This window comes from Streptomyces sp. NBC_00525 (assembly GCF_036346595.1).
In the GTDB taxonomy this organism is placed as follows: domain Bacteria; phylum Actinomycetota; class Actinomycetes; order Streptomycetales; family Streptomycetaceae; genus Streptomyces.
In genome coordinates this window covers 5,118,886-5,140,600 of sequence record NZ_CP107834.1, presented here as the reverse complement: position 1 = coordinate 5,140,600, position 21,715 = coordinate 5,118,886, and the positions used below count along the sequence as shown (strand labels likewise).

Here is a 21,715-nt window from a genome sequence, read left to right as displayed (position 1 = left end):
CGTGGCAACCGGAGAGCGTGCCCTGCTGCGCGTGGGGGCCTTCGTACGCGAGCGGTTCCACGCCTCGCCGGTGTCGCGGCCCAAGTCCTCCGAGCACGACCGGGTGACCGAGGCGGACGGCCTGGCCGAGGACATGATCAGACGGGAGCTCCTCACCGCCCATCCGGCGTCCGTCGTCATCGGCGAGGAGCGCGGCGAACACGGCACCGGCCGCGTGCGGTGGTACGTGGACCCGATCGACGGGACCTACAACTTCGCCCGCGGTATCCCGTTGTTCTGCCTCTCCCTGGGCGTGGTTCTGGACGGAACCGTGCTCGGCGGCTGCGTGTACGACCCGATCCGGGACGAGATGTTCACCGCGAGCGAGGGCGTACTGCGCGTCAACGGGGCGACCGCCACGCGCCGCGGGCAGGGGCCGCCGATGCTGCTGACCGACCTGGCGCCGTGCCGGTCGTGGACCGCGGGGCCGACCGACGCGGTCACCGCCGCGCTGGACGGCTGCGACATCCGCCGCATCGGGTCGTCGGCCCTGGCCCTGGCATGGGTGGCGGCCGGCCGCGCGGACCTGGCCGCCAACGCCAATGTGTACGCCTGGGACGTGGCCGGTGGCCAGGCGTTGGTGACCGCGGCCGGCGGCGGATACACCGGCCTGCCGGACGAGCGGCTGCGCACCGATCGCCAGGGCGGATTCGTCGCCTGGGGGCCCGGGTACGGGGAGCGGGCCCAGCGCCTCGCCGACGCGCTGCGTCCGACGCTGGCCGCGGCCTGACGGGGCGGCCGTCGCGAGCCGCCGGCGGTGGTCACGGCCGTTGTCAGTGGCGGGGTGCACGATGGGGGCATGACCGGCTCTGCTCTCGATTCCTTCTCCCCCGCGACCCGCAGTTGGTTCACGGGGGCTTTCAGCGCGCCGACCGCCGCGCAGGAGGGTGCCTGGCGGGCGATCGGTGAGGGATCGGACGTGCTGGTCGTCGCGCCGACCGGTTCGGGCAAGACGCTGGCCGCGTTCCTGGCCGCGCTGGACCGGCTGGCGGCCGTCCCGCCGCCGGCCGAGGCGAAGAAGCGCTGCCGTGTGCTGTACGTGTCGCCGCTCAAGGCCCTCGCGGTGGACGTCGAGCGCAACCTCCGCTCGCCGCTGACCGGCATCCGGCAGGAGTCCGTGCGCCAGGGGCTGCCCGAGCCCGAGGTGCGGGTGGGCATCCGGTCCGGGGACACCCCGGCAGCGGAGCGCCGCTCCATGGCGACGCGTCCGCCGGACATCCTGATCACGACGCCCGAGTCGCTGTTCCTGATGCTGACGTCCTCGGCGCGCGAGGCCCTCTCCGGCATCGAGACGATCATCCTGGACGAGGTGCACGCGGTGGCGGGCACCAAGCGCGGCGCCCATCTCGCCGTGTCGCTGGAGCGCCTGGACGAGCTGCTGCCCCGGCCCGCCCGGCGCATCGGCCTGTCGGCCACGGTCCGCCCGGTGGACGAAGTGGCGCGTTTCCTCTCGCCCCGGCGCAAGGTGGAGATCGTCCAGCCGCCGTCCACCAAGCGGTTCGACCTGTCGGTGGTCGTCCCCGTGGAGGATCTGGGCGAGCTGGGCGGTTCCCCGGCCACCGACACGGAGTCCGGGGCACAGGCCGAGAAGCCGTCCATCTGGCCGCATGTGGAGGAGCGGATCGCCGATCTGGTCCAGGCCCACCGCTCCACCATCGTCTTCGCCAATTCCCGGCGCCTCGCGGAGCGGCTGTGCAACCGGCTCAACGAGATCGCGTACGAGAGGGCCACCGGCGAAACCATGCCGGAGGCCCACTCCCCCGCCGAGGTCATGGCGGAGTCCGGCGCGGCCAAGGGCGCTCCCGCCCTGCTCGCCCGCGCCCACCACGGATCGGTCTCCAAGGAGCAGCGCGCCCAGGTGGAGGAGGACCTCAAGGCGGGCCGGCTGCCCGCCGTGGTCGCCACCTCCAGTCTGGAGCTGGGCATCGACATGGGCGCGGTCGATCTGGTGATCCAGGTCGAGTCGCCGCCCTCGGTCGCCTCCGGGCTGCAGCGGGTCGGCCGGGCCGGCCATCAGGTGGGCGCGGTCTCCACCGGTGTCGTCTTCCCGAAGTACCGCGGCGATCTGGTGCAGGCGGCCGTGGTCACCGAGCGGATGCGGTCGGGCTCCATCGAGGCGCTGCGCGTCCCGTCCAATCCGCTGGACGTGCTGGCCCAGCAACTGGTCGCGATGGTCGCCCTGGACAGCTGGCAGGCGGACGACCTGCTGGCGGTGGTCCGCCGGGCCGCCCCCTTCGCCTCGCTCCCCGAGTCCGCGTTCACGGCGGTCCTCGACATGCTGGCGGGCCGCTATCCGTCCGACGCCTTCGCGGAGCTGCGGCCCCGCGTCGTGTGGGACCGCGTCGCCGGTACGGTCACGGGCCGGCCCGGCGCCCAGCGCCTCGCCGTCACCTCGGGCGGCACGATCCCCGACCGCGGCCTCTTCGGGGTCTTCCTCGCCGGCGCGGACCCGAAGAAGGGCGGCGGCCGGGTCGGTGAGCTGGACGAGGAGATGGTCTACGAGTCCCGCGTCGGCGACGTCTTCACGCTGGGCACGACCTCCTGGCGGATCGAGGACATCACCCGCGACCGGGTCCTCGTCTCCCCCGCGCCCGGCGTGCCCGGACGGCTGCCCTTCTGGAAGGGCGACCAGCTCGGACGGCCGCTGGAGCTGGGCCGCGCCCTGGGCGCCTTCCTCCGCGAGCTGGGCGGCCTGTCCGCGCAGGACGCCCGGAGCCGTCTGCTGTCGGCCGGTCTCGACACCTGGGCCGTGGACAACGTGCTGGCCTATCTCGACGAGCAGCGCCGGGCCTGCGGCCATGTCCCGGACGACCGGACGATTCTCGTCGAGCGTTTCCGGGACGAGCTGGGCGACTGGCGCGTCGTGGTGCACTCCCCGTTCGGCGCCCAGGTGCACGCCCCGTGGGCGCTGGCCCTCGGCGCCCGTCTCGCCGAGCGCTACGGCATGGACGCGCAGGTCATGCACGCCGACGACGGCATCGTGCTGCGGCTGCCGGACGCCGACATGATGGGCCTGGACCTCCTCGACTTCGACCCGGCGCGGGACCCTTCCCCGGACGCGGCGGGTGCGGCCCCGCTCGCCCCGGCCAACACCGCCTTCGACAGCGACCAGCCCCCGGTCGGCGCCGCGGACGTGGCCTTCGACCAGGGCGAGATCGCGCAGATCGTCACCGACCAGGTCGGCGGCTCCGCCCTGTTCGCCTCCCGGTTCCGCGAGTGCGCGGCCAGGGCGCTGCTGCTTCCCCGCCGCAGCCCCGGCAAACGCACCCCGCTCTGGCAGCAGCGGCAGCGGGCCGCGCAGCTCCTCCAGGTCGCCTCCGAGTTCGGTTCCTTCCCCATCGTTCTCGAAGCGGTCCGCGAGTGCCTCCAGGACGTGTTCGACGTGCCGGGGCTCACGGAGGTGATGGGCGACCTGGAGGCCCGGCGCATCCGCCTCGTCGAGGTGACCACCCCGGAGCCCTCCCCGTTCGCCCGCTCGCTCCTGTTCGGCTACGTCGCCCAGTTCCTGTACGAGGGCGACTCGCCCCTCGCCGAACGGCGCGCCGCCGCGCTCTCCCTGGACTCCCGGCTGCTGGCCGAGCTGCTGGGCAGGGCCGAGCTGAGGGAACTGCTGGACGCCGACGTCCTGACCGAGCTGGAGCGGGAGCTGCAGTGGCTGGCGGACGACCGCCGCGTCAAGGACGCCGAGGGCGTCGCGGACCTGCTGCGCGTCCTGGGCCCGCTCACGGACGCGGAGCTGACCGCGCGCGGCGGCCGGACCGACTGGGCGCGGGAGCTGGAGTCCGCCCGCCGCGCCATCCGGGTCCGGATCGCCGGCGAGGCCCACTGGGCGGCGATCGAGGACGCCGGCCGGCTGCGCGACGCCCTGGGCACGGCCCTCCCGGTCGGCGTCCCCGAAGCGTTCACCGAACCGGTCAAGGACCCCCTCGGGGACCTCCTCGCCCGCTACGCCCGTACGCACGGCCCGTTCACCTCGACCGCGGCCGCCGCGCGCTTCGGCCTCGGCACGGCGGTCACCGACGGGGCCCTCCAGCGGCTCGCGGCCTCGGGCCGGATCGTCCAGGGCGAGTTCCACCCGGCGGGCATCGGCCAGGAGTGGTGCGACGCCACGGTGCTGCGGCGGCTGCGACGCCGTTCGCTGGCCGCCCTCCGCCATGAGCTGGAGCCGGTCCCGCCCGCCGCCCTGGCCGGATTCCTGCCGCAGTGGCAGCACCTGGGCGGCAGCAGCCTGCGCGGCATCGACGGGCTGGCCCGCGCCGTCGAGCAGCTGCAGGGCGCCCCCGTCCCCGCATCCGCGCTGGAACGGCTCGTCCTTCCCGGCCGCGTCACCGGCTACACCCCCGCGCTGCTGGACGAGCTGACGACCACCGGGGAAGTCGTCTGGGCCGGGGCCGGGGCGCTGCCCGGCAAGGACGGCTGGCTCTCCCTCTACCTCGCCGACAGCGCCCCCCTGCTCCTCCCCCCGCCCCGTCCGCTGGAGCTCAGCGCCCTGCACGAGTCCGTGCTGACCGCGCTCGGCGGCGGCTACGGCCTCTTCTTCCGTCAGATCGCCGACCAGGTCCGGGCCACCACCCACCCCGACTGCACCGATCCGCAGCTCGCCGACGCCCTGTGGGACCTGGCCTGGTCGGGCCGGCTGACCAACGACACGCTGGCGCCGCTGCGCTCCCTGCTGGGCTCCGGCCGGACGGCGGGATCGACCGCGCACCGCGCCCGGCGGAACGTCCCGCGCGGCCGGTACGGCACCCTCAGCGCCGCCGCCCGCCCCGCGTCCCGCACCGGGCCGCCCACGGTCTCGGGCCGCTGGTCCCTGCTGCCACCCGTCGAGCCGGAGCCCACGCACCGCGCCCACGCCCTGGCCCGCACCCTGCTCGACCGGCACGGCGTGGTGACCCGGGGCGCGGTCCAGGCGGAGGGCGTCGAGGGCGGCTTCTCCGCCGCCTACCGGGTGCTGTCCGCCTTCGAGGACAACGGACAGGCGCGCCGGGGCTACGTCGTGGAGGGGCTGGGGGCGGCGCAGTTCGCGATGGACGGCGCGGTGGACCGCCTCCGCGCGGTCTCCACCGCCCGCGACCGCACGGAGCCCGGCGCGGACCCCCGCGCCCTGGTGCTGGCCGCCGCCGACCCGGCCAACGCGTACGGCGCCGCCCTCTCGTGGCCGGAGCCGCCGGACGGGGCCGGGCACAAACCGGGCCGCAAGGCGGGCTCGCTCGTCGTCCTGGTCGACGGCGAGCTGACGCTGTACATGGAGCGGGGCGGCAAGACGCTGCTCGCCTGGGCGGCCGATCCGGACGAGCCCGCGCTCCGGGCGGCGGCCGGGGCGCTGGCCGCCGCCGCCCGAGCCGGTTCCCTGGGCACGGTGACCGTGGAGCGCGTGAACGGCGTCTCCGCCCTGACCTCGCCCCTGGGCCGCACCCTGGAGGCGGTCGGCTTCCTCGCCACCCCGAAGGGCCTGCGCCTGCGCGCGTAGCCCGCGGGCATCGGGCCCCGGTCGGGCATCAGGCGGCGGTCGGGTATCGGACGGCGGGGCATCCCGCGCGTATCCCCGTCCGGCGCCCGGACGCCCCCTGCCCACCGCATCATGGAGGCATGCCCGAAGGAGACACCGTCCTGCAGACCGCCGGGCGGCTGCACCGCGCGCTCGCCGGTCAGGTCCTCACCTCGTCCGACCTCCGCGTCCCCCGGTTCGCCACCGCCGACCTCACCGGCCGCACGGTCCTGGACGTCACCGCGCGCGGCAAGCATCTGCTGACCCGGATCGAGGGCGGCCTCACCCTGCACAGCCATCTGCGGATGGACGGGGCGTGGCGGATCTACGCCCCGGGTGAGCGCTGGCGCGGCGGCCCCGGCCACCAGATCCGGGCCGTCCTGGGCAACGCCGCGCACACCGCGGTGGGCTACCGGCTCCCGGTGCTGGAGCTGCTGCGCACCCAGGACGAGGAGCAGGCGGTCGGCCATCTCGGCCCGGACCTCCTCGGCCCGGACTGGGATGCCGAGGCCGCGCTGCGCAATCTCCTCCGCGACCCGGCCCGCCCTCTCGGCGAGGCCCTGCTCGACCAGCGCAACCTGGCCGGCATCGGCAACATCTACAAGGCGGAGCTGTGCTTCCTGGCCCGCGCCACCCCGTGGCTGCCCATCGGCGAGCTGCCCGCGACGACGGCCACCCTGCTGGTCTCCACCGCCCACCAGCTTCTCGACGCCAACCGGGACCGCCCGACGCGCATCACGACCGCCGGCGGGCGCGCCCGTACCGTCGCGCAGGCGGCCTCCCGCATGCGCAGGCCCAGCGACACCCTCTGGGTGTACGGCCGCGCCGGGCGCCCCTGTCTGCGCTGCGGCACGCCGATCCGGGAGTCCGAGCAGGACGGCCGGCCCGCCTACTGGTGCCCCCACTGCCAGACCGGCCCGGCCCCGGCGTGAACGTACTACCTGGCGGCCCGGCGACGCCAGGACCGCGCCGCCCGTCGCACCCGGACCGTGGCGCGCCGCAGCAGGCTCGTACCGGCGTCGAAGACGCCGATCGGCCGGGCGGTCGCGGCGACGTGCACCGGCAGGAGGCTCAGCCCCCATCCGCCCGCCACCACCGCTCCCTCGACCACCCCGGCGTGCGCCGGGGTGAGCACCAGCCGCAGCACGGCCCACCACCACGCGCCGCAGAGAACGAGCGCCGGTACCCATCGCCGTACCATGGCTGCCTCCTCCGGCCGAACCTAGTGGCGCCCGCCTTTCGGGGGCGAGAGCGCACCGGTGCACCACCGGCGCGCGCGGGGCGCGGTCACACGCCCCACGAAGCCCCCCGTACACCGCGTCCTGTCAGCACGGAGCCCCCACCACGCGGGGTGGGGGCTCGCGACGGGCCGGTGGGGACCGGGGTCAGTCCTTCTTGTCGCCCAGGGAGTCCTTGAGGCCGTCCGCACGGTCGCGGGCGCCGTCCATGGCGTCCTTGGCCTTGCCCTTGGCCTGGTCGGCCTTGCCCTCGGTCTCCTTGCGACGGTCGCCGGTCATCTTGCCCATGGCTTCCTTCGCCTTGCCGGTGACCTTGTCCTTCGCGCCTTCGTTCTTCATGCTCATCCCTCCATTGGAGTGAACCTGTGGATGCCCTTCCGGGCGGCTGGGTAGTCGGCGGGGTCCGCTCAGGCGCTCTCGGCCTGGAACATCCACGCGTGCTTCTCGAGGTCCGCGGTCAGCGCGATCAGGATGTCCTGGGTGACCGGGTCGGGGGTCTCGGTCGCCTCGATGCGCTCCCGCATCCGTCCGATCACCACGCTGAGGGCGTCCACCAGGGACTTCACCGCGTCCACGTCCTTGATCCAGCCCTCGGACACGGAGTCGATGGCCGTGCTCCTGGCGATCGTCGCGGCGCGGCCGTCCGGGTTGACGCCGATGGCGGAGGCCCGCTCGGCGACGGTGTCGGAGTGCTGGCGGGCCGTGTCGACCACGTCGTCGAGCTGGAGGTGCACGGACCTGAACCGCGGCCCGACCACGTTCCAGTGGACCTGCTTGGCCACCAGAGAAAGGTCGAGGAGATCCACCAGGGCGCCCTGCAGCGCGTCTCCGACGGTCTTGAGGTCGGTCTCGGACAGGGGGCTCTTCACGACAGACATGCACGTCTCCGATCTGGAATCCGTTCCGTTCAGCACCACCCACGATGGCACAAACGAAGCAAAACGGTCATCCGAGGAAGTCGTCGGCGGCTCGCGGGAGCCTTCCGGAGCGAGCGTTCCTCGATCTCTCATCCCGCCGCCTGCCCCTCATCTCCGCGCTCACACCCAGGGCATTTCGCCGATCACGCGGCCGGCCCCGTACACGTCACGCGGGCGGGACCGCACGACGAAGGCCCCGGTCCTGCCGCACAGGGGCAGGGCCGGGGCCTTCGGCTTCACACCGAACCGATCGGATCAGGCGGCGACGACGTCCACCGCTTCCGCGGGCGCCTTGATGGTCACCCGCCCCGTCGGTACACCCGCCACCGAGGTAACGGAGACGGAGTTGAGCATGGGGCGCACCGGTACAGGTACCGGATCGCTGGCCGCTGCCGACTCGGCCAGTTCGGCCAGGGACAGCTCATCGCTCACTTCACGCATGAGCTCGGACATCCGTACGTCAAGCGCGTCGCAAATGGCGGAGAGCAGTTCGGAGGATGCCTCCTTCTGCCCCCGCTCCACCTCGGAGAGATAGCCGAGCGAAACTCGGGCGGACGAGGAGACTTCGCGCAGAGTACGGCCTTGGCGCTGGCGCTGCCGACGCAGCACGTCACCCAGCAGGCGACGGAGCAGAATCATCGGTGGCTCCCTCCTCGGACCGCGTAGCCGCATCCTTCACGCCCCACCGTACCGCCTAGCGCTGCGGCCGTGCGGGGAGCGATGTCGTGTTCACTCAGGGCTGCAAACATCAATTCCCCCCGTTCTCTTCCGTATCCTGTGCGCTCGCATTCTCGTCGAGTTCGCCGGAGAGCAAGTCGAGCGCGCTTCGTACGCTCTCCTTACGGATGTCCGCCCGGTCGCCGTTCAACCGCAGCGCGGCCACTTTCCCCCGGCCCCGTGGGCCGCTGACCGCGACGAACACCGTTCCGACGGGTTGGCCGTCCTGTGGTTCGGGGCCGGCGACGCCGGTGGTCGCCACTCCCCAGTCTGCGCCCAGAACCCGCCGTACGCCTGTCGCCATCTGACGCGCCACCTCGGCGTCCACCGCCCCGCGGGCCGCCAGCAGCGCCGCGTCCACCCCGAGGACTTCACTCTTGAGGGGGGTCGCGTACGCCGTGACGGAGCCCCGGAACGCCTGCGAGGCGCCGGGGACGGACGTGACTTCGGCCGCGACCAAGCCGCCGGTCAGCGACTCCGCGACGGCGAGGGTCTGGCCCCGCTCGACGAGCAGCCGCAGGACCCGGCCGGCCGCTCTCACCGCTCGGCCTCCTCCGCCGCCAGTCCCTGACGACGCAGCACGACGGCCTGGCGGATGTAGTCGAGCGCGGTGACGACCGTCAGCACGACGGCCACCGCCATCACCCAGAACCGCAGGGTGGCCAGCGGCCCGGTCAGGGCCAGAACGTACATGCCCACGGCCGTGCCCTGCGCCAGCGTCTTCATCTTGCCGCCGCGACTGGCCGGAATGACTCCGTGCCGGATCACCCAGAACCGCATCAGCGTGATGCCCAGCTCGCGGAAGAGGATCACGCCCGTGACCCACCAGGGCAGGTCGCCCAGATAGGACAGACAGATCAGCGCCGCCCCCATGATCGCCTTGTCGGCGATCGGGTCGGCGATCTTCCCGAAGTCCGTGACCAGGTTGTACGTGCGGGCCAGGTGCCCGTCGAACAGGTCGGTGATCATGGCGACGGCGAAGGCGGCCCAGGCGAAGGAGCGCCAGGCCGGGTCGTAGCCGCCGTTGTGGAGCATCAGCACCACGAAGCCGGGAACGAGCACGAGCCGGGCCATCGTCAGCAGATTGGCGATGTTCCAGAGACTGGCCTGATTGACCGCGGCGGCGCCCAGCTTTCCGCCGCGGACCGGCGTCGCGCCGGAACCGCCTGTCGCGGATGCCGGGACTCCGGTCATCTGGTTACCTCCACAAGCTCACTGCACTCGGCGATCAGGTCCACGCCTTCGGTGCCCACCACCTTTGCCTCGACCATACGGCCCGGAACGAGCCCTTCGCGTGTGGTGAAGAGCACCTGGCCGTCCGTTTCGGGCGCCTGGTGCGCGGCGCGGCCGTAGGCGCGCGGTTCGTCGTCGGTGGGCTCGACGGACTCGACGAGCACCTGGAGGGATTCGCCCATGCGCTCCTCGGCGCGCTGCGAGGTCAGTTCCTCGGCGAGCTGCGAGATGTGCGCCAGGCGCTCCGCGATGACGTCGGCGTCGAGCTTGTCCTCGTAACCGACGGCCTCGGTGCCCTCCTCGTCGGAGTAGCCGAAGACGCCGATGGCGTCGAGGCGCGCGCCCGTGAGGAACCGTTCCAGCTCCGCGAGGTCGTCCTCGGTCTCGCCGGGGAAGCCCACGATGAAGTTGGACCGGGCGCCGGCCTGCGGTGCCTTGTTCCGGATGGTGTCCAGCAGCTCCAGGAAGCGGTCCGTGTCGCCGAAGCGGCGCATGGCCCGCAGCACTCCGGGCGCGGAGTGCTGGAAGGAGAGGTCGAAGTAGGGCGCGACCTTCGGCGTCGAGGTGAGGACGTCGATCAGGCCGGGGCGCATCTCGGCGGGCTGGAGGTAGCTGACCCGGATGCGCTCGATGCCGTCGACCTCGGCCAGCTCGGGCAGCAGCGTCTCCAGGAGACGGATGTCACCGAGGTCCTTGCCGTAGGAGGTGTTGTTCTCGGAGACGAGCATGACCTCCTTCACGCCCTGCTCGGCCAGCCAGCGGGTCTCGCCCAGCACGTCCGAGGGGCGCCGGGAGATGAAGGAGCCGCGGAAGGAGGGGATGGCGCAGAAGGAGCAGCGGCGGTCGCAGCCGGAGGCCAGCTTGACCGAGGCGACGGGGCTGGTGCCCAGCCGGCGGCGCAGCGGCGCGCGCGGTCCGGAGACGGGGGCGACGCCCTCCGGCAGGTCGGCCGGGGCGGGGGCGACCTCCTGGGCGTGGCCGGGCAGGGCCACGGCGGCGTCCTGCCGCTCGGCGGGGCTGATCGGCAGCAGCTTGCGGCGGTCGCGGGGGGTGTGGGAGGCGTGGATGCCGCCGTTGAGGATGGTCTGGAGGCGGTCGGAGATGTCCGCGTAGTCGTCGAAGCCGAGGACGCCGTCCGCCTCCGGCAGGGCCTCGGCGAGGTCCTTGCCGTAGCGCTCGGCCATGCAGCCGACGGCGACGACGGCCTGGGTGCGGCCGTGGTCCTTCAGATCATTGGCTTCGAGCAGGGCATCGACGGAGTCCTTCTTGGCGGCCTCGACGAACCCACAGGTGTTGACGACGGCGACATCGGCATCGGAGGCGTCCTCGACGAGCTCCCAGCCGTCCGCTGCCAGGCGGCCTGCGAGCTCCTCCGAGTCCACCTCGTTACGGGCGCAGCCAAGAGTGACAAGGGCGACGGTACGGCGTTCGGGCATGGGCTCAAGACTACTTTGTCCCGGCACCGTCCCCGCCGCTGAGGGTTGCGCCGTTACCCGGAGTGACGAAAAAGGCGAGCGCCCGGCGTGGTGGCCGGGCGCTCGCCGCGCCGCTGTGCTTCCGGGGCGGCCGGTCAGCCGACCTCGGGGTCGCCCTTGGTGTACGAGAGCCGCTCGACCTGTCCGGGCTGGAACCGATCGTCGACCTTCTTGCCGTTGACGAACAGCTCGATCGAGCCGGCGTTGCCGAGGACGAGGTCGACGCGCTCCTTGTCCTGGAAGGTCTTCGAGTCGCCCTGTTCCAGGGTGCCGTCGAAGAGGGACCGGCCGTTGTGGTCCTTGGCGGAGATCCAGCTGCGGCCGTGGGTGGCGCTGAGCTTGACCGTGACCTTGTCCAGGGGCGCCGCGGCGATGGCGCTCTCGGTCGGGGCCGGCTTGGGGTCGGCGGGCTTGCTGGCGGAGGGCTTCGGGGCGATCTTGTCGGAGGTCGGCCCCTCGGCGACACGGCCCGCGGTCGCGGGTTCGTCGCCGCCCTTGAAGAAGGTGAAGCCGACGAAGCCGATCACGGCGACGATCGCCGCGACCATGGCCGCCGTCCAGTTCGGGCGGCGGGGGTCGGAGCGGATGCGTTCGGCCTCGAACAGCGGCGCCGCCGGCGTGGGCGCGGGACGGCCGCCGTGCTCGGCGTCGTACTGCGCGACCAGCGGTTCCGGATCGGTGCCTACGGCACGGGCGAGCGTGCGGATGTGGCCGCGGGCGTAGACGTCGCCGCCGCAGCGCGAGAAGTCGTCCTGCTCGATCGCGTGCACGATGGGGATGCGCACCCGAGTGGCCGTGCTGACCTGGTCGACCGTGAGGGACGCGGCGAGACGGGCCTGCTGGAGGACTCGACCGATCGAAGGCCGGTCGTCTTCGGGAGAGTTGCCGATGGACACGGGGGCGCCTTTCGAACGTGAGCCACCTGCTGGGTGTTCAGTCTAGGGGGGTTGCAAAAGGGTGGGGCAACCGGGCGGTATGACTTTGTACGCCATCAGACTCGAACAGAGCCGGATTCGCCGGGCCGCGCCGGGGAGGGACGTGTCGTCCCTCCCTTCAACTTGACGTACGGCCCGACGAAACGGTTGCCCGTAAAACTCTTACGAACCGGTTTCCCCACGGATCAGGGCCAACACTCCGTCCAGCTCGTCCGGTTTCACCAGGACGTCGCGTGCCTTGGAGCCCTCGCTGGGTCCCACGATGTTGCGGGACTCCATCAGGTCCATCAGCCGTCCGGCCTTGGCGAAGCCGACCCGCAGCTTGCGCTGGAGCATGGAGGTCGAGCCGAACTGGGTGGAGACGACCAGTTCGGCGGCCTGGCACAGCAGGTCGAGATCGTCGCCGATGTCCTCGTCGATCTCCTTCTTCTGCTTGGTGCCGACCACCACGTCGTCGCGGAAGACGGGGGCCATCTGGTCCTTGCAGTGCCGGACGACGGCCGCGACCTCGTCCTCGGTGACGAAAGCGCCCTGCATGCGGACCGGCTTGTTCGCGCCCATCGGCAGGAACAGGCCGTCGCCCTTGCCGATGAGCTTCTCCGCTCCCGGCTGGTCCAGGATGACCCGGCTGTCGGCGAGCGAGGAGGTGGCGAAGGCGAGCCGGGAGGGCACGTTCGCCTTGATCAGACCGGTGACGACGTCCACCGAGGGTCGCTGTGTGGCGAGCACCAGGTGGATGCCCGCGGCGCGGGCCAGTTGGGTGATGCGGACGATGGAGTCCTCGACGTCGCGCGGGGCCACCATCATGAGGTCGGCCAGCTCGTCGACGATGACCAGCAGATACGGGTAGGGCGTCAGTTCCCGTTCGCTGCCCTCGGGCGTCTTGAGCTTGCCGGTGCGCACGGCGTGGTTGAAGTCGTCGATGTGCCGGTAGCCGAAGGCCGCGAGGTCGTCGTAGCGCAGGTCCATCTCGCGCACCACCCACTGGAGGGCCTCGGCGGCCTTCTTGGGGTTGGTGATGATCGGCGTGATCAGGTGCGGGATGCCCTCGTACGCGGTCAGCTCGACCCGCTTGGGGTCGACGAGGACCATGCGGACGTCCTCCGGCGTCGCCCGCACCATGATCGAGGTGATCAGGCAGTTGATGCAGGACGACTTGCCGGAGCCGGTCGCGCCGGCCACCAGGACGTGCGGCATCTTCGCCAGGTTGGCCATCTCGTAGCCGCCCTCGACGTTCTTGCCGAGCGCGACGAGCATGGGGTGGTCGTCCTCCGCCGCGTCCGCGAGCCGCAGCACGTCGCCGAGGTTGACCATCTCCCGGTCGGAGTTGGGGATCTCGATACCGACCGCGGACTTCCCCGGAATCGGCGAGATGATGCGTACGTCGGGGCTGGCGACGGCGTACGCGATGTTCTTGGCGAGCGCCGTGATCCGCTCGACCTTCACGGCCGGGCCGAGCTCCACCTCGTACCGCGTGACGGTCGGGCCGCGGGTGAAACCGGTGACCGCGGCGTCCACCTTGAACTCGGTGAAGACGTTGGTCAGCGAGGCCACGATCGCGTCGTTGGCGGCGCTGCGGCTCTTGCCGGGGCCGCCGCGCTCCAGCAGATCGAGCGAGGGCAGCGCGTACGTGATGTCGCCGGAGAGCTGGAGCTGCTCGGCGCGGGCGGGCAGCGGCTGCGAATCCGAGCGCTCGGGCGCCGGCTTGGTCAGGTCCGGTACGCCACCGGCCGGTACGGGGCCGGCGGCGCGTCCGGCGGTCTTCCCGGTGCCCTCCGCCTCCCTGGCGCCGGGCACCGGGGTGGCGCCCGTCCGCTCGCGGTCCGCCGAGACGCCCTGGGTCAGGTCGGCGACGACCGGCGAGGGCGGCATGCCGTTCAGCACGGCTCCGTCGAGGGCGGCGGCCGCGGCGGCAGCGACGTCCACCGCGTCCATCGTGCGGTTCATCGCGGGCTGGGCCGAGGGGCGGCGCGGCTTGCGGCGCTTGGACAGCGCCTCGCTCTCCGCGAGGTCCGGGTCGTACTCCTCGGGCGCGGCGGTCCTGGTGCGGCGCGAGCGGGCGGGCAGCGCGTCGCGCCACTGCTCCTCGTACCGCTCGTCGTCGGCGGCCTCCCCGTCCTCCGGGTCGTACGCCGGTTCGAGGATGCCCAGCTTGACGCAGAGGAGCCGCAGCCGCTGCGGGATGGCGTTCACCGGGGTGGCCGTGACGACCAGCAGCCCGAAGACGGTGAGCAGCAGGAGCAGCGGGACGGCCAGCACCTCGCCCATGGCGAAGATCAGCGGCTTGGAGGCGGCCCAGCCGATGAGGCCGCCCGCGTCCTGCATGGCGTCGGTGCCCTCGCCCCGGCCGGGTGAGCCGCAGGCGATGTGGACCTGGCCGAGCACCCCGATGACGAGGGCGGACAGGCCGATGACGATGCGCCCGTTGGCCTCGGGCCGCTGCGGGTAGAGGATCAGCCGCACCGCGACGGCGCCCAGCAGTATCGGCACGAGCAGGTCGAGCCGGCCGAACGCGCCGGTGACCAGCATCTCCACGAGGTCGCCCACGGGACCGCGCAGGTTCGACCAGGTGCCCGCGGCGACGATCAGCGCGAGGCCGAGCAGCAGCAGCGCGACGCCGTCCTTGCGGTGCGCGGGGTCGAGCCCCTTGGCGCCGCGCCCTATGCCGCGGAACACCGCGCCCACGGCGTGGGCCGCGCCGAGCCAGAGGGCCCGCGCCAGCCGGTAGACGCCGTTCGTCGGCGAGGGCGCGGGCGGCGGCGGGGCGGCCTTCTTGGCCGGTGCCCTCTTCGCGGGCGCCTTCTTGGCGGGCGCGGTCTTCTTGGCCGCGGTCTTCTTCGCGGGGGCGGCCTTCTTCGCCGCACCCGGGCCGCCGCCGGCGCGCTTCGCGGTGCCCGCGGTGCCCTGGGAACCCTTGCCGGACGTACGTGAGGCCATGGGGCCGAGGTTACCGGTGTCACGTCCGTGGGCACGAGTGCGTACCGGTTCACCCGTCCGTGTCGCCCGCTGGGAGCCGCGAACTGACGCCGCCTCAACGCGGCCGCGACCGGCCGTCGTTACGCGGCGCCGGCCGCCGTTACGAGGGGACGGTCGCCGACGCCCCGCCGGTGCCCGGCTCCAGCGCGTCCAGCGCGCGGCGCAGTCCGGTCAGCTTCCGCTCCAGATGGGCGGCGGTCGCCACCGCTCCGGCGTCCGCGGACTCGTCGTCGAGCTGCTTGGACAGCGCCTCCGCCTGCTCCTCGACGGCGGCGAGCCGCGCCGACAGCTCGGCCAGCAGACCGGCGGGCTCGCGCTCCTGCTGGGCGTTGGCCTCCCCGCCGCCCTCAAGCTGGAGCCGCAGCAGCGCGGCCTGCTCGCGCAGCTTGCAGTTCTTCATGTACAGCTCGACGAAGACCGAGACCTTGGCGCGCAGCACCCACGGGTCGAACGGCTTGGAGATGTAGTCCACCGCGCCCGCCGCGTAACCCCGGAAGGTGTGGTGCGGGCCGTGGTTGATCGCGGTGAGGAAGATGATCGGGATGTCCCGGGTACGCTCCCGCCGCTTGATGTGCGCGGCGGTCTCGAAACCGTCCATGCCCGGCATCTGGACGTCCAGCAGGATGACCGCGAAGTCGTCCGTGAGCAGCGCTTTGAGCGCCTCCTCCCCTGACGATGCCCGTACCAGGGTCTGATCGAGCGCAGAGAGGATGGCCTCCAGCGCCAGCAGATTCTCCGGCCGGTCATCGACCAGGAGGATCTTGGCCTTCTGCACCATGGCCCGTCCTCCTCGCCCCGGAATCGCACCGGGCGCCGCCCCGCGGGACGGCTCCCTTGCGCCGTCCGTCCTTGTGCCGGTCATGGTAGCCGCACCCCGGCGGTCACCACATCCTGTCACCGCGATGTCACTGTGCACGTACCGAAAACGCGGCGGAAGCCTGGAAGGTTCCCCGTAATCCGCGTTCCCACACTCCTTCGGACACCAGCGGACAACAAATCTTGCTGAATTCGCTCAGCGAGCGCTCACTCTCCGCTCATCCACTGCTCCATGACGGTAAGAAGATGATCGGGATCGACCGGCTTGGTGACGTAGTCCGATGCCCCCGCGTCGAGCGCCTTCTCCCGGTCGCCCTTCATCGCCTTGGCCGTCAGCGCCACGATGGGCAGTTCGGCGAACTGCGGCATCCTGCGGATCGCCGACGTCGTCGCGTAACCGTCCATCTCCGGCATCATGATGTCCATCAGCACCACCGTCACATCGTCGTGCTGCTCCAGCACTTCGATGCCCTCGCGCCCGTTCTCGGCGTAGAGGACGGCCAGTCCGTGCTGCTCCAGCACGCTGGTGAGCGCGAAGACATTGCGGACGTCGTCGTCGACGATCAGCACCTTCTCGCCGTTGAACCGGAACGTCCTGCGCGGCTCCGGCTCGTCCTGGCCGCTCGCCGCCCACGGCTCCTGCGGGGCGGCAGCGGGGGCCGGCTGCGGAGCGGAAGCGGAAGCCGCGCGCGGCGGCAGCGCGGGCTGCTGTCGCGCGCCGTCCAGCGCCTTGCGCCGGCGCCGCAGCAGGCCCGCCGCGCCCCCGGCCTCCGGACCGCCGCCCGGCAGCGACGCCGCCTGCGCGATGTCCGGGGTGCCCGGCACGTACACCTGGCCGGACTCCGTCGCGCCCGTGGGTCCCTCGGCCGGGCCGGGAACGATCTGCAGGTAGCCCTGCGGCGGCAGTTCACTCGGGTGCAGCGGCAGATACAGCGTGAACGTCGAGCCGCGTCCGGGCTCGCTCGCCGCGTGGATCTCGCCGCCCAGCAGCCGGGCGATCTCCCGGCTGATGGAGAGGCCCAGGCCGGTGCCGCCGTACTTGCGGCTGGTCGTGCCGTCCGCCTGCTTGAACGCCTCGAAGATGACCCGCATCTTGCTGGCCGCGATGCCGATGCCCGTGTCCGTCACCGAGAAGGCGATCAGATCGGCGTCCGCGTCCCGCAGCGAACCCGCCTCCAGCAGCTGTTCGCGGATCGCGTACGGCACCTCCTGGCCCGCGTGCCGGATGACCAGCTCGACGGCCCCACTGTCGGTGAACTTCACCGCGTTCGACAGGAGGTTGCGCAGCACCTGGAGCAGCCGCTGCTCGTCCGTGTGCAGGGTGGCCGGCAGCTCCGGCGAGACCCGTACGGAGAAGTCGAGCCCCTTCTCCGCGGTGAGCGGCCGGAAGGTCGCCTCCACGTAGTCGACCAGCTGCACCAGCGCGATCCGGGTCGGGCTGACGTCCATCTTGCCCGCCTCGACCTTCGACAGGTCGAGGATGTCGTTGATCAGCTGGAGCAGATCGGAACCCGCCCCGTGGATCGTCTCGGCGAACTCCACCTGCTTCGGCGAGAGATTGCCCTCGGCGTTGTCCGCGAGCAACTTGGCCAGGATGAGCAGCGAGTTGAGCGGCGTACGCAGCTCGTGCGACATGTTCGCCAGGAACTCGGACTTGTAGCGCATCGAGACGGCCAGCTGCTCGGCGCGCTCCTCCAGGACCTGGCGCGCCTCCTCGATCTCGGTGTTCTTGACCTCGATGTCGCGGTTCTGCCGGGCCAGCAGCTCGGCCTTCTCCTCCAGTTCGGCGTTGGACGCCTGGAGGGCCTTCTGACGGTTCTCCAGCTCCTGCGAGCGGTCGCGCAGTTGCTCGGTCAGCTCCTGCGACTGTTCGAGCAGCTTCTCCGTCGTCGTGTTGACGCTGATGGTGTTGACGCTCGTGGCGATCATCTCCGCGAGCTGGTTGAGGAAGTCCCGCTGGATGTGTGTGAACGGCTGGAACGAGGCCAGTTCGATCACGCCGAGGACCTTGCCCTCGAACAGCACCGGCAGCACGATCACATGCGCCGGCGGCGCCTCGCCGAGCCCGGAGGAGATCTTCAGGTAGCCCGGCGGCACGTTGTCCACCTGGATCGTGCGCTTCTCCTCTGCGGCCGTGCCGATGAGCGTCTCGCCCGGCCGGAAGGACGTCGGCATCGACCCGGCGGAGTAGCCGTAGCTTCCCCGCATCCGCAGCTCGTACGCCCCCTCTCCCTCACCGGCCAGCGCGTCGGTCTCGCCGACCGGGGTGGCCAGGAAGAACGCGCCGTGCTGGGCCGACACGACGGGCGTCAGCTCGCTCATGATCAGCGAGGCGACGTCGTCGAGGTCGCGGCGCCCCTGCATCAGACCGGAGATCCGGGCGAGGTTGCCCTTGAGCCAGTCCTGCTCCTTGTTGGTGGCGGTGGTGTCGCGCAGGTTGGCGATCATCGTGTTGATGTTGTCCTGGAGGGCCTGGATCTCGCCCGCCGCGTCCACATCGATCTTGAGGTTGAGGTCGCCGCGCGTCACCGCTGTGGCGACCGCCGCGATGGCCCGCACCTGGCGGGTGAGATTTCCGGCCATTTCGTTCACCGACTCGGTGAGGTCGCGCCAGGTGCCGTCCACGTTGCGCACCCGCGCCTGGCCGCCGAGCTGGCCCTCGGTGCCCACCTCGCGGGCGACCCGGGTGACCTGCTCACCGAAGTTCGAGAGCTGGTCGACCATCGTGTTGATGGTGTTCTTCAGCTCCAGGATCTCGCCGCGCGCGTCGATGTCGATCTTCTTGGTGAGGTCGCCCTTGGCGATGGCCGTCGTGACGGCGGCGATCTGGCGCACCTGGCCCGTCAGGTTCGACGCCATCGAGTTCACGGACTCGGTGAGGTCCTTCCACGTACCGGAGACGCCCGGCACCCGCGCCTGGCCGCCCAGCGCGCCCTCGGTGCCCACCTCGCGGGCGACACGGGTCACCTCGGCCGCGAACGACGACAGGGTCGTCACCATCGTGTTGACGGTGTCGGCCAGCTCGGCGACCTCGCCGCGCGCCTCGACGGTCACCTTCTTCGTCAGGTCACCGTTGGCGACGGCGGACGAGACGCGGGAGATGTTCCGCACCTGGCTGGTCAGGTTGTTGGCCATCAGGTTGACGTTGTCGCTGAGGTCCTTCCAGATGCCCGTCGCCCCGCGCACCCGCGCCTGACCGCCCAGGATGCCCTCGGTACCCACCTCACGCGCGACGCGCGTCACCTCGGAGGAGAACGACGACAGCTGGTCCACCATCGTGTTGACCGTCGTCACCAGTTCGAGGATCTCGCCCTTGGCGTCGACGGTGATCTTCTTGGAGAGATCGCCGTTGGCGACCGCCGTCGTCACCTCCGCGATGTTGCGCACCTGGAGGGTGAGGTTGTTGGCCATGCCGTTGACGGACTGCGTGAGGTCCTTCCACGTACCGGACACGCCCTGCACCTCGGCCTGGCCGCCGAGGATGCCCTCGGTGCCGACCTCGCGGGCCACCCGCGTCACCTGCTCCGCGAAGTTCGAGAGCTGGTCGACCATGGTGTTGAGGGTGTTCTTCAACTCCAGGATCTCGCCCCGCGCGTCCACGTCGATCTTCTGCGACAGGTCACCGCGCGCCACCGCCGTGGCGACCTGCGCGATGTTGCGGACCTGCGCGGTCAGGTTCTCCGCCATCCCGTTCACCGAGTCCGTCAGATCACGCCAGACCCCGGCCACGCCGGGCACCCTCGCCTGACCGCCCAGCCGCCCGTCCGTGCCGACCTCGCGGGCGACCCGCGTCACCTGGTCGGCGAACGCGGAGAGCTGGTCCACCATCGTGTTGATGGTGTTCTTCAGCTCCAGGATCTCGCCCCGCGCGTCCACGTCGATCTTCTGCGACAGGTCGCCCCGCGCCACCGCCGTCGTCACCTGGGCGATCTGGCGCACCTGGGAGGTCAGGTTCCCCGCCATGAAGTTGACGGAGTCGGTCAGTTCCTTCCACGTACCGGAGACGCCGTCCACCTGCGCCTGACCGCCGAGCCGGCCCTCGGTGCCCACGTCCCGTGCCATGCGCGTGACCTGGTCGGCGAAGGAGGAGAGCTGCGCCACCATCGTGTTGACGGTGTTCTTCAGCTCCAGCATCTCGCCCGCGACGTCGACCGTGACCTTCTGCGACAGGTCGCCGTTGGCGACCGCCGTCGTCACCTGCGCGATGTCCCGCACCTGACCGGTCAGGTTGCGGAACGCGGTGTTCACGGAGTCCGTGAGGTCCTTCCACGTGCCCGCCGCGCCCGGCACCTCGGCCTGCCCGCCGAGCCGGCCCTCGACGCCGACCTCACGGGCCACCCGGGTCACTTCCGAACCGAAGGACTGGAGCTGGTCCACCATCGTGTTGACGGTGTTCTTCAGCTCCAGCATCTCGCCGGCCACATCGACGGTGACCTTCTGCGTCATGTCACCGCTGGCCACCGCCGTGGTCACCTGCGCGATGTCCCGCACCTGGATCGTCAGGTTCCGGAAGACCGTGTTCACCGAGTCGGTGAGGTCCTTCCAGGTCCCGGCCGCGCCGGGCACCTGCGCCTGGCCGCCGAGCAGGCCCTGCCCGCCGACCTCGCTGGCCACGCGCGTGACCTCGTCCGCGAAGGTGCGCAGCGTCTCCGTCATCTGGTTGATCGTCTCGGCGAGCTGGGCGACCTCGCCGCGCGCGCTCACCTGCACCTTCTGCGACAGGTCGCCGTTGGCGACCGCCGTAGTCACCTCCGCGATGCCGCGCACCTGGGAGGTGAGGTTCCCGGCCATCGTGTTGACGGAGTCCGTGAGGTCCTTCCACACCCCGGCCACGCCCGGCACCACGGCCTGCCCGCCCAGCTCGCCCTCCGTACCCACCTCGCGGGCGACCCGGGTCACCTCGGAGGAGAACGAGGACAGCTGGTCGACCATCGTGTTGACGGTGTTCTTCAGCTGGAGCATCTCGCCGGCGACATGGACGGTGACCTTCCGCGACAGATCGCCCTTGGCGACCGCCGTCGTCACCAGCGCGATGTCGCGCACCTGCGCGGTCAGCCGGTACGCCATGGTGTTGACGGAGTCCGTGAGGTCCTTCCAGGACCCGGACATCCCGCGCACCTGCGCCTGGCCCCCGAGCTTGCCCTCGGTGCCCACCTCGACCGCCACCCGCGTCACCTGCTCGGTGAACGCCGACAGCTGGTCCACGAGATTGTTGACGGTACGGGCGACCTTGAGGAACTCGCCGCGCAGCGGCCGGACCGTGCCGTCGGCCGTGTGGGAGCGCAGCTCCATACGCTGTTCCAGGTCGCCGTCGGCGACCGCCGACAGCACCCGGCCCACCTCGGAGACCGGCCGCGCCAGGTCGTCCACCAGCTCGTTGGAGGCGTCGATGGCGGCGGCCCAGGAGCCCTCGCAGGCGCCCGTCTCCAGCCGTTCGGTGAGCTTGCCCTCGCGGCCGACCACGCGGCGCACCCGCGCCAGCTCGCCCGTGAGGTGCAGATTGCGGTCGGCGACCTCGTTGAACACGGCGGCCAGCTCCGCCATGACGCCTTCGCCGGAGACCGTGACGCGCCTGCGGAAGTTCCCGTCGCGCATGGCCACCAGACCGGACAGCAGTCTGTGGAGCGCCGCGGCGTCGACCTCGACGGTTCCCTGGCGCTGCTTCCTCACGGACTGACCGCCTCTACTGCGCGCACCTGAACCCCGCGCCGCCACGTCAGACTCCACCGTGTCCCTCCCGCAGGGTTTCGACCATCTAGCCAGGACCTCGTCCCAGAGCTTGCCCAGAACTTCCGGGGCTCATCGCCACAGACCACCGTCGACGGGTGACCATGCGGACGTCAAATCGTTGAAACGTATCAGGCGGGAACCGGTCGGGGTG

The 21,715-nt window shown here is 71.7% G+C and carries 13 protein-coding genes and 1 pseudogene; 3 read left to right on the top strand and 11 right to left on the bottom strand.

Going from position 1 to position 21,715, the window contains the following annotated elements; all coding sequences use genetic code 11:
• The first annotated feature begins 1 nt into the window (after position 1).
• The 3 genes from OG710_RS23005 to OG710_RS22995 all read left to right on the top strand — a co-directional run bounded on the left by OG710_RS23005 (position 2) and on the right by OG710_RS22995 (position 6,459).
• Positions 2 to 769 carry an inositol monophosphatase family protein gene (locus OG710_RS23005; protein WP_330240984.1) on the top strand — a complete coding sequence of 256 codons (768 nt, stop codon included), beginning with the start codon at positions 2 to 4 and terminating at the stop codon, positions 767 to 769.
• A 69-nt stretch (positions 770 to 838) separates the two neighbouring features.
• Positions 839 to 5,509, top strand: a complete 4,671-nt coding sequence (locus tag OG710_RS23000) for an Lhr family helicase (protein WP_330240983.1) — start codon at positions 839 to 841, stop codon at positions 5,507 to 5,509.
• A gap of 119 nt (positions 5,510 to 5,628) precedes the next feature.
• On the top strand, positions 5,629 to 6,459 hold the full coding sequence (locus tag OG710_RS22995; RefSeq protein WP_330240982.1) for a DNA-formamidopyrimidine glycosylase family protein: 831 nt from the start codon (positions 5,629 to 5,631) through the stop codon (positions 6,457 to 6,459).
• Between the two features lie 5 nt (positions 6,460 to 6,464).
• On the opposite strand, the gene OG710_RS22990 is transcribed toward OG710_RS22995, so the two are convergent.
• From OG710_RS22990 to OG710_RS22940, 11 genes and pseudogenes are all read right to left on the bottom strand, one after another.
• On the bottom strand, positions 6,465 to 6,728 hold the full coding sequence (locus OG710_RS22990; RefSeq protein ID WP_330240981.1) for a hypothetical protein: 264 nt from the start codon (positions 6,726 to 6,728) through the stop codon (positions 6,465 to 6,467).
• Positions 6,729 to 6,912: 184 nt separating this feature from the next.
• The gene (locus OG710_RS22985) at positions 6,913 to 7,104 is read right to left on the bottom strand and encodes a CsbD family protein (RefSeq protein ID WP_443064287.1); all 192 of its coding nucleotides are present in this window, start codon (positions 7,102 to 7,104) and stop codon (positions 6,913 to 6,915) included.
• 68 nt (positions 7,105 to 7,172) lie between these two features.
• A complete protein-coding gene (locus tag OG710_RS22980; protein ID WP_330240979.1) occupies positions 7,173 to 7,643 on the bottom strand; it encodes a Dps family protein in 471 nt (156 codons plus the stop codon).
• Positions 7,644 to 7,937: 294 nt separating this feature from the next.
• A complete protein-coding gene (locus OG710_RS22975; protein ID WP_018105285.1) occupies positions 7,938 to 8,321 on the bottom strand; it encodes a helix-turn-helix domain-containing protein in 384 nt (127 codons plus the stop codon).
• 109 nt (positions 8,322 to 8,430) lie between these two features.
• Positions 8,431 to 8,940, bottom strand: a complete 510-nt coding sequence (locus tag OG710_RS22970; protein ID WP_330240978.1) for a CinA family protein — start codon at positions 8,938 to 8,940, stop codon at positions 8,431 to 8,433.
• Between the two features lie 5 nt (positions 8,941 to 8,945).
• Positions 8,946 to 9,593 (bottom strand): annotated as a pseudogene (gene pgsA, locus OG710_RS22965) (CDP-diacylglycerol--glycerol-3-phosphate 3-phosphatidyltransferase); the annotation flags it as partial.
• Complete coding sequence (gene rimO, locus OG710_RS22960) at positions 9,590 to 11,068, bottom strand: 30S ribosomal protein S12 methylthiotransferase RimO (protein WP_330240977.1); 1,479 nt, start codon at positions 11,066 to 11,068, stop codon at positions 9,590 to 9,592. The pseudogene pgsA and the gene rimO, both read right to left, overlap by 4 nt.
• Positions 11,069 to 11,202: 134 nt before the next feature.
• Entirely contained in the window at positions 11,203 to 12,003 is an 801-nt protein-coding gene (locus OG710_RS22955) for a helix-turn-helix domain-containing protein (protein WP_330240976.1), read from the bottom strand.
• Positions 12,004 to 12,204: 201 nt separating this feature from the next.
• Positions 12,205 to 14,979 (bottom strand): DNA translocase FtsK, encoded by a 2,775-nt coding sequence (locus OG710_RS22950; protein ID WP_330240975.1) that lies wholly within the window; start codon positions 14,977 to 14,979, stop codon positions 12,205 to 12,207.
• 139 nt (positions 14,980 to 15,118) lie between these two features.
• Positions 15,119 to 15,796, bottom strand: coding sequence for a response regulator (locus OG710_RS22945; RefSeq protein WP_330240974.1), 678 nt, complete (start codon positions 15,794 to 15,796; stop codon positions 15,119 to 15,121).
• 245 nt (positions 15,797 to 16,041) lie between these two features.
• Positions 16,042 to 21,504 carry a HAMP domain-containing protein gene (locus OG710_RS22940; protein WP_330240973.1) on the bottom strand — a complete coding sequence of 1,821 codons (5,463 nt, stop codon included), beginning with the start codon at positions 21,502 to 21,504 and terminating at the stop codon, positions 16,042 to 16,044.
• Between the last annotated feature and the right edge of the window lie 211 nt (positions 21,505 to 21,715).